The 7,674-nt window shown below is 65.9% G+C and carries 5 protein-coding genes and 3 pseudogenes; 3 read left to right on the top strand and 5 right to left on the bottom strand.

The window, feature by feature from the left end; translation table 11 throughout:
• Nucleotides 1-729: 729 nt before the first annotated feature.
• Nucleotides 730-997 (bottom strand): annotated as a pseudogene (locus ACSDR0_RS48535) (ISAzo13-like element transposase-related protein); the annotation flags it as partial.
• 262 nt (nucleotides 998-1,259) lie between these two features.
• On the opposite strand from ACSDR0_RS48535, the gene ACSDR0_RS48530 reads away from it, so the two are divergent.
• The gene (locus tag ACSDR0_RS48530; protein ID WP_435295767.1) at nucleotides 1,260-1,868 is read left to right on the top strand and encodes a response regulator transcription factor; all 609 of its coding nucleotides are present in this window, start codon (nucleotides 1,260-1,262) and stop codon (nucleotides 1,866-1,868) included.
• Here the strand turns inward: ACSDR0_RS48530 and ACSDR0_RS48525 are convergent.
• From ACSDR0_RS48525 to ACSDR0_RS48515, 3 genes and pseudogenes are all read right to left on the bottom strand, one after another.
• Nucleotides 1,865-3,853, bottom strand: a complete 1,989-nt coding sequence (locus ACSDR0_RS48525) for a histidine kinase (protein WP_435295766.1) — start codon at nucleotides 3,851-3,853, stop codon at nucleotides 1,865-1,867. The genes ACSDR0_RS48530 and ACSDR0_RS48525 overlap by 4 nt on opposite strands.
• Before the next feature lie 148 nt (nucleotides 3,854-4,001).
• Nucleotides 4,002-4,298, bottom strand: a pseudogene (locus ACSDR0_RS48520) (integrase core domain-containing protein); the annotation flags it as partial.
• Nucleotides 4,299-4,308: 10 nt separating this feature from the next.
• Nucleotides 4,309-5,714: pseudogene (locus tag ACSDR0_RS48515) on the bottom strand (IS30 family transposase).
• Between the two features lie 95 nt (nucleotides 5,715-5,809).
• On the opposite strand from ACSDR0_RS48515, the gene ACSDR0_RS48510 reads away from it, so the two are divergent.
• Nucleotides 5,810-6,052, top strand: coding sequence for an integrase core domain-containing protein (locus ACSDR0_RS48510; RefSeq protein WP_435295768.1), 243 nt, complete (start codon nucleotides 5,810-5,812; stop codon nucleotides 6,050-6,052).
• A gap of 39 nt (nucleotides 6,053-6,091) precedes the next feature.
• Here the strand turns inward: ACSDR0_RS48510 and ACSDR0_RS48505 are convergent, their stop codons facing one another.
• Complete coding sequence (locus ACSDR0_RS48505) at nucleotides 6,092-7,267, bottom strand: hypothetical protein (protein WP_435295765.1); 1,176 nt, start codon at nucleotides 7,265-7,267, stop codon at nucleotides 6,092-6,094.
• 135 nt (nucleotides 7,268-7,402) lie between these two features.
• Between ACSDR0_RS48505 and ACSDR0_RS48500 the strand changes: the two genes are divergently transcribed.
• Nucleotides 7,403-7,674: transposase (locus ACSDR0_RS48500; RefSeq protein WP_435295764.1), on the top strand; the 272-nt coding region annotated here is incomplete at its 3' end.

Genomic DNA, 7,674 nt, shown 5'->3' with positions numbered 1-7,674 from the left:
TGAACTCCAGCGCTTACTCACCGCCGTCGGAGCCGGACACGCTCTCAACCTCTACGTCCGGATTTAACAAACCACCGGTAACCGCCGTCGGAGCAGAGCACCAGGCGACCATCAAAAAATCGGACAGGCCCCAAAGATCACCAACAGCATCTATCCCGTGACGAAATTGCGCTCGGGAGGAGAGTCCGCGTTCTCGTACCGATGCGGCTTGCGGATTCTATCAACCCGGGGGCTAACGCGGCGATCATGGTAGCAGTAAGGAAAGGGGGATAAATCCTTTCCTTATTGTTTCCGTGGACGTCCTGCACAGCGTACGAGCCGGGAGGGAGCCCAGTCGACGACGTCACACCAGGGCAGTCGCCATTCGCTAGTTGAGCTGGATATATGCGATGGTCCAGGCGGGGTCTCGAACTACTGCTGCAGTACTCTAGTGCCTATCCCAACACGCCTGACCGATAGGGCGTATTGAGGGCCTCCAGATTGGCATGAGGTTGCACGAACCGTGCAGCCGCATGCCAAGAGCATGATCTCCTGGACATCAGAGCGTGTTACCCCATAATGATTACGAATTCATGTGACTTACTCGTCATGCGAACAACGCATGTGTCGGCACGGGGGTCACGATGGGGGTACAACGCCCTACCAATCCCTGGGTCGGGTGAGCCCGGCGAGCCCGGAGTGTACGAGCCGCCCGAGAGCGAGCCGAGTCAGTCTTCTGAGCAGATCGACATGGGTGCGGGCGCGTGCTGGGCCCCTTGGGCCGCCCGGTCCGGTCCGGTCCGCGCGCTTGAACTCGCCGACGAGTTCCTTCTTTCTTGGCGTCCACACCGATCACGAGATCGCCGCTGTCCCGGAAGTCCTTGACCCGCTCGTTGATGTAGCGGAACTGCGCGTCGCGGTCAGGGTGCTGCCTGCCTTCGATCGTCTTGGCACTGGATTGGAGGCTGAACCCCTCTTCCTTGAGCAGGTCGCCGACGACACTGTGAGCGACGAGACCAGGTTGAACGCCTGGTATACGAAGCCGCCCGATCCCGGGGCGCTCATGACCTCGGTGGAACTCCCGCGTGGGCTGCCTATCGTCACATCGCGCAGGGCCGCAACCGGACTGCTGCCTTTCCCGAACACCTTGCCGGCCACGTCCAAGTCCACCACATCTGTCATGGCTTCTACCCTGCTGACCAGGTACGACGCGGACCAGCGCCATGATCACGCGCATGCCATGACCCCGTCATGATCCGGACGCTGATAGACATATCCCTGTGATTCGTATGCTTCTAGCCGAGGACCAGCACGTCATCAGGGGCGCCCTGGTCGCATTGCTCAGCCTCGAGCCGGACCTGGAGATCGTGGCTGCGGTGGAGTCAGGCGATGCCGCCGTCTCCTCGGCCCTGGTTCACAGCCCGGATGTCGCGGTACTCGACATCGACATGCCCGGCACGCTCGACGGCCTGGCCGCCGCGGCTGAACTGCGCGCGAAACTGCCCTCGTGCCGCACGCTCATGCTGACGGGCCATGGCAAGCCGGGTCATCTGCGCCGCGCACTCGCAGCCCAGGTGGACGGGTTCCTGCTGAAAACCGCGCCACCCGAGGAACTGGTCTCGGGGATCCGCACGGTCGCATCGGGGAAACGCGTACTCGACCCCTCGCTGGCGATCACCGCCTGGGACCTGGCCGACAACCCGCTGACACCCCGAGAGGCGGACGTACTGCGCCTGATGGCAGGCGGCGCCGATGCGGCCGAGATAGCGACCCAGCTCTTTCTCGGCGCGGGAACGGTGCGCAATTACCTGACCGCCATCGTCATCAAGCTCAATGCCCGCAACCGCACCGACGCCGTCCGCATCGCCGCCGAGGCAGGCTGGATCTAGCCGACCGGCGGGACACTCGGCACCTGGGCGGTCAGCTCGAACCAGCCGCCATCGCGAGCCGTGCCGAGCCCTCCGTCCAGCACCGCCAGGCGCGTGGTGAGGTTGCCGATCCCAGCCGAACCAGGCCGTCCCCCTGACGAGCGCACGCCGTCATTGCGTACGCGGAGTCGTATTATGCCTTCCTCGACCACCGTCGTGATCGCGCAATACCGGGCTGAGCTATGCCTGAGCACGTTGGTCACCGCTTCCCGGAGCACCGTGCCCAAGACGTTCTCCACCTCGGCGGACAACTCTTCGTGCGCGAAGTCGAGCTCCACCTGGATGCCTGCGGCGGCCAGCACCGACCGTGCCGATTCGCCCTCGGCGGCCAGTGACATCGCCGGCTGCCCACCGGACACCACCCGCAGATCCGCTTCCGCCTTCCCGGCCATCGCCAGCACGTCCTCCAGCTCGGCACGAGCCCGCTCAGGAGGCAGGCGTATGGCCAGCTCGCACTTGAGCAGGATCGCGGCCATGCTGTGCCCCAGCAGGTCGTGAAGGTCACGAGCGGCGCGCAGACGCTCCTCGACTACGGCAGAGCGGGCCAGCGTCTGCCTGGCCTCCTGCAATTCCCTCACGAGCCGGGCGAGTTCAAGCAGTCCGTACACGACCAGCCCGGTCACGAGCGTGCTCGCGGTGAAGTTGACCGTCAGCGGGAATGACAGGCCGAGCAGCACCGCGATTGCCGCCACGCTCGCCATCACGCACCCGACCAGTGGCCAGGCCACAGCCCACGGGAACGCGAGCAGGACCGGACCGGCGAGGAACCCGGCCGCGCCCAGCCAGGCCCTCCCGAACACCGGAATAGGCAGGTAGGTGAGCAGCACCAGCAACGCGAGCGCACCCATGTGACGCCCGGTGATCCACCGGATCTGCATGATGACGATCACGGCAAGACAGGCTGCCGCGGGCGCCACCAGGTTCGCGGGGACGAACAGCAGCGCCTTGATCGAGAACCCGATCAGCACGGCGGTGAGCAGTGCGACGGATAACCTGTAGGCGCCCGGGTCCTCGGTGGCCTCCGCCGACCTCTCGGGCAGCGCGGCATCGACGGTCAACCAGCCCTCGGCGGACAGACCCGTGGTCAGGCGGCCACCTGCTTGACTCAGGTGCGGGGCCAGATCGGCCAGGCTCTCGTCCTCGGCCGTGCGGGTGCCGTCGTGGGTGACGCGCAGCCGTACCATCCCGTCAACCGTGATGGTCTCGATCACGCAATTTCTGGCCGTGTTCTGTCGTACGGCCTCGGTCACCACCTCCCGCAGCACCACGGCGAGCAGCGCGCCTGCTGGGCCTAAGGGCTCAGAGTGTCCGACACGGGTCTCCGTCTTGATCGCCGCAGCCGTCAACATCGCGCGGGCGGTCGTCATCTCGGGCATCAGTGACGTGGCACGGTAGTCCGCGGCGGCGTTCCTGGCATCGGCCAGGAAACGGCGGGCGGTGCCGACGACCTCGCCGAGCACCTCCACCGCGTGTTCCGGCCGATCCATAGCAAACCGGACGCCTGTGGCGATGGCCGCTACTCCTCTGCCTAGGCCGTCGCTCAGCCGGGTGGCGATGCGCAACCGCTCCTCAGCCGCTGCCACCAGCGCCAGGGCCAGCCGGGCAGCATGCGTCTCCTCCACTCGATCGGTGAGCCGAGTGAGACCGTAGACCAGTAAGGCGATCAGCACCATGCTGATCGCGGGATCCGCCGGACCGACGACGGCAGCGCTGACGGCCACCAGTGGGGCCAGCGGCCATGCCGGGGTCAGCAGCAGCGATCCACCCAGAAAGCCGAGAAGCCCGACGGAGGCGCCAAAGCCCAGCGTTGCTGCATAGCCGACCAGTGCCTGCAGGATCAGCAGCCACGGTCGCCTGAACCGCCGCAGGGAGCGCAACACGTAGACGAGTTGCAGCCCGAACGCCACGATCGCGAGTGCCGACCCTGCCAGCAGATAGATGGACATAAGTCCAGCAAGAACCACAATGACGATCGCTCGCGCCAGGCGCGGCACCGGAACGTGCGACAACCCACTCCCTCCGGGCCAAACCAGGGCAAGCCTACAGGCGACAATCGGGCTTTCCTCCACGGAAGTGGACACGCGGTGGGGTGTGTCATGCGGCCAGTGTCAGGCTACTCGATCTTTGCTGGTGTAGGTGCTCGTAGGCGATGGGGTTGAGGTGCCCGTTGGCCGAATGCCTTCTGCGGGTGTTGTAGCGGGTCAGCCATCGAAACACCGCGCGTCGGCAGGTGGCGGCGTCGCCGTAGTGGGGTGCGCCCTGGAGCGTCTCGCGTTTGAGGGAGGCGTGGAAGCCTTCGCAGGCGGCGTTGTCGGCGCTGATTCCGACGGCTCCCATGGACTGGGTGACGCCCAGCCGGCGGCACAGGGCGGCGTAGTCCTTGGAGGTGTATTGCTCGGGTTCAAGCTGTCGTCGCAACACTGCTGCTCAGCAGCGAGTTTAGGTGATCGCTGAAGGCTTCTGCTGGCGTCTTCCATCCGAGGGTCTTGCGGGGCCTGGTGTTGAGCGCGAACGCCACGGCCGCCAACTCCTCGGCACTCCATCGTGATAGATCGGTGCCCTTGGGATGCTTGAGTACTGGCGCAGCAGGCCGTTGGTGTTCTCGTTGGTGCCACGCTGCCAGGGGCTATGCGGGTCGGCGAAATAGACCGGCAAGCCGGTGTCGATGCGCAGTTGCGCATGCTGGGCCATCTCCGTTCCCCGGTCCCAGGTCAGCGAGCGGCGTAGCTGCTCGGGCAACCCGGTGATCTCTTTGGTGATCGCGTCTCGCACGGCTTGGGCGCCGCGGCCGGCCAGCGCCGGGCCGTTCTTCACACGCTCTTGGATGCCGTAGCCCTCCATCCGGGGCAGATGCAACAGCAGGGTGAACCGTGTCGTGCGCTCCACGAGGGTACCGATCGCCGATCGGCCGGTGCCGATGATGAGATCACCTTCCCAGTGGCCCGGGACCGCGCGGTCTTCGGCCTCGGCGGGCCTGGCGCTGATCAGCACCTCGGGGTTCACGTGGCCGCCGGCCTTCTGTTGTGAGCGTGCACGCGGCACCCGCAGTGCACGCCCGCTGCGCAGACACGCGACCAGCTCCCGCTTGAGCGCTCCTCGCCCCTGGATGAACAGGGCCTGATAGATCGCCTCGTGCGAGATCCGCATGCTGTCATCCTCGGGAAAGTCGACCTTCAGCCGATGAGCGATCTGTTCCGGGCTCCACGACCTCGCCCAGCGACGGTCTTGACGCCGGGGTTTGTTGCGCCCCTTCCACGACGTCGTCCGCGGCCCCGCCACCGCCGTGCCGTCCGGGTGGCGGACCTGCCCGGCCAGCCGCTCCTGCACATACTCACGCAGCCGCTGGTCAGACGCCAGTTTTGCCCTCTTGGGCCGCCGGGCTCGGCGCTCGGCGTGCCACTGCGCGACCGTCGCACGATATTCCACGGCATAGGTCCGCGTTGAGGCGTTGCGCCGGATCTCGCGGGAGATCGTCGACGGCGACCGTCCCAGACGCCGCGCGATCTCACGCACGCCGACCTTCCGGGCACGGCACAACGCGATCTCTTCCCGCTCCGCGAACGACAGATAACGGCCCGATACCGTCGCGACAAGGCATGGTCTCACCCCGCCAGCCTGGCGAAACCAGCGCGTCCCCACCGCCGGCGACACGCCGATCTGTACCGCGGCCTCCTGCGAGGTCACCCCCCGAGCGATCGCTTGCCAAAACCGCACGCGATCCTCACGCCAGGCGACCGTCGGCCGTCCCGGCGAGGGGATCTGACCGCGATACAACCGGACAGCCTGCTGCTTCTTGCCCAGGCCCATTCACCAACACCTCCAACGACGAAGTGTTGCGAGCACCGATTGAATCCACCAACTACACGAGCGAGGAATTCGGCCGGCATCTCGCTCGGTACGGGATGCGTCGATCCGTTGGGCGTACTGGGGTGTGCTGGGATAACGCGCTTGCGGAATCGTTCTTCGGCGCGTTGAAGAACGAATGGCTCAACGGGATGGTATTCACCACGCGGGCCAAAGTGCGGCGGGAGGTTGTCCGGTATATCGAGGGGTTCTATAATCGGCGTAGGCTTCATTCCGCAAACGGGTACCGGACTCTATTTGAGGTCCACAACGAGTACCTGAGCCGTCAGCTGGCATCGTGAAGTGATCGTCAGGAAGCTGTCCGGAGAACGCGGGGCCCCTCACTGCTCGATGTTGGTGTCGAGCCAGACCTGGGTGGCGGTGGGCCACGGGTACGTCTGGTGCTTGGCGACGCGCAGGGTCTGCCCGGTGGTCGGATCCAGTTCGAACAGCGCGTCGGGGGTGAGGCCCCACAGTTTGCCCGCGTCGTCGAACGTGATCGAGCCGAGCGCGAGGTCGCCGGGGACGGGGGCGGTCTTCCATTTCACGGTGTCGGTGGCGATGTCGTAGGCGAAGACGTAGGCCGCGTCTCCCCGCGGGGTGCTGATGCCGCCGAATGCCGATGTGGCGCCGTAGAGGACACCGTCGCGGTAGGCGAGGCCGATGATGCTGTGGCCGGGGACGATGTCCCGCTTGATGATCTTCTGGCCGGTCTCGGGGTTGAGCAGTCCGATCGCGCCGCCGACGGCGCCCGACTTGGGCACGGTCCCGAAGGCCAGCCAGTTACCTGCCGAGACCATGGCGAACGGCCGGTCCTGCTCCTGGTCGCCCAGGCCGAGCAGGAGTTTGGGCTGCGCGCCATCGAATTCGTAGATCCGTGCGCCCGGGTAGACGCCGAGGTAGAGCTTGCCTTTGTGGGTGACGATGCCCTCGCTCTGCCCCACGTTCGGCCAGAACTGTGACTCGCCGGTCTTGGGATCGTAGGCGGCCAGGCCTCCCGCCAGGTAGCCGCCAGCGTAGACGCGGCCGTCCGGGCCGATACCCATGGACCTGATCGGCGTGTGCTGACCGGTCAGCGTGCCGTCGAGGAGAGCGTCCCGGCCGCTCTTGCGGTCGAAGTGCCAGATACGGCCGGTCGAGCTGGTGCCGACAAGCGTGTGATCAACCCACCCGAGCGGCCGCGCCGCCCCGCCCCCGAAGTCCGTGAAGCCGAGCTTCTTCTCGATCCTTCCGGACCAAAGGTCATAGCGGGAGAGTTCGTCGTTCTGGAAGAGATACAGGTCATGACCGTGCCGGCCGTTGCCCACCGAAAGGCTGTCGACCTCATCGACCACGTCCTTCCATCTTCCGCGGGCCAGATCGTAAACGCCCATCGGGTTGGTGCCCATGGAGGTGACGAACCGGACCAGCAAGTAGCGGCCCACCACATCGAGGTCGTAGGCGAAACCGGCCCCCTGGATCGGCGGCGCGATCACCTTCTTGACCCGTCCGTCGGGCCTGAGCACAGCGACCTTCATGCTCTGCGCGCCCATCCCCGCGTAGACCGTACGGTCCGGTCCGATCGCCAGGTCGCGGATGAACTGTGGAGTTGACCCGGTTTGGTGGACACCTGATCTCTGAGGAACCCTGGTTCCCAGAAGAAGGAGTTCACTGTGCCGAACAACTATCCGCCGGAGTTTCGTCGGCAGATGGTGGAGCTGGTGCGCGCGGGACGGTCGCCGGAGGAGCTCGCCAAGAAGTTTCTGCCCTCCGCCCAATCGATCCGCCTCTGGGTGCGCCAGGCCGACCTTGATGATGGCCGCCGCGCCGATGGCCTGACCAGTGCCGAAAAAGACGAGCTGGCCAGACTGCGCCGCGAGGTCAAGCTTCTCCGGGAGGAGAAGGAGATCTTGCGTAAGGCCGCGGTTTTCTTCACGCGGGAGAC

The sequence above is a fragment of the Streptosporangium sp. G11 genome (assembly GCF_051192615.1).
Taxonomy (GTDB): domain Bacteria; phylum Actinomycetota; class Actinomycetes; order Streptosporangiales; family Streptosporangiaceae; genus Streptosporangium.
This window is presented reverse-complemented; position numbering and strand designations above follow the sequence as displayed.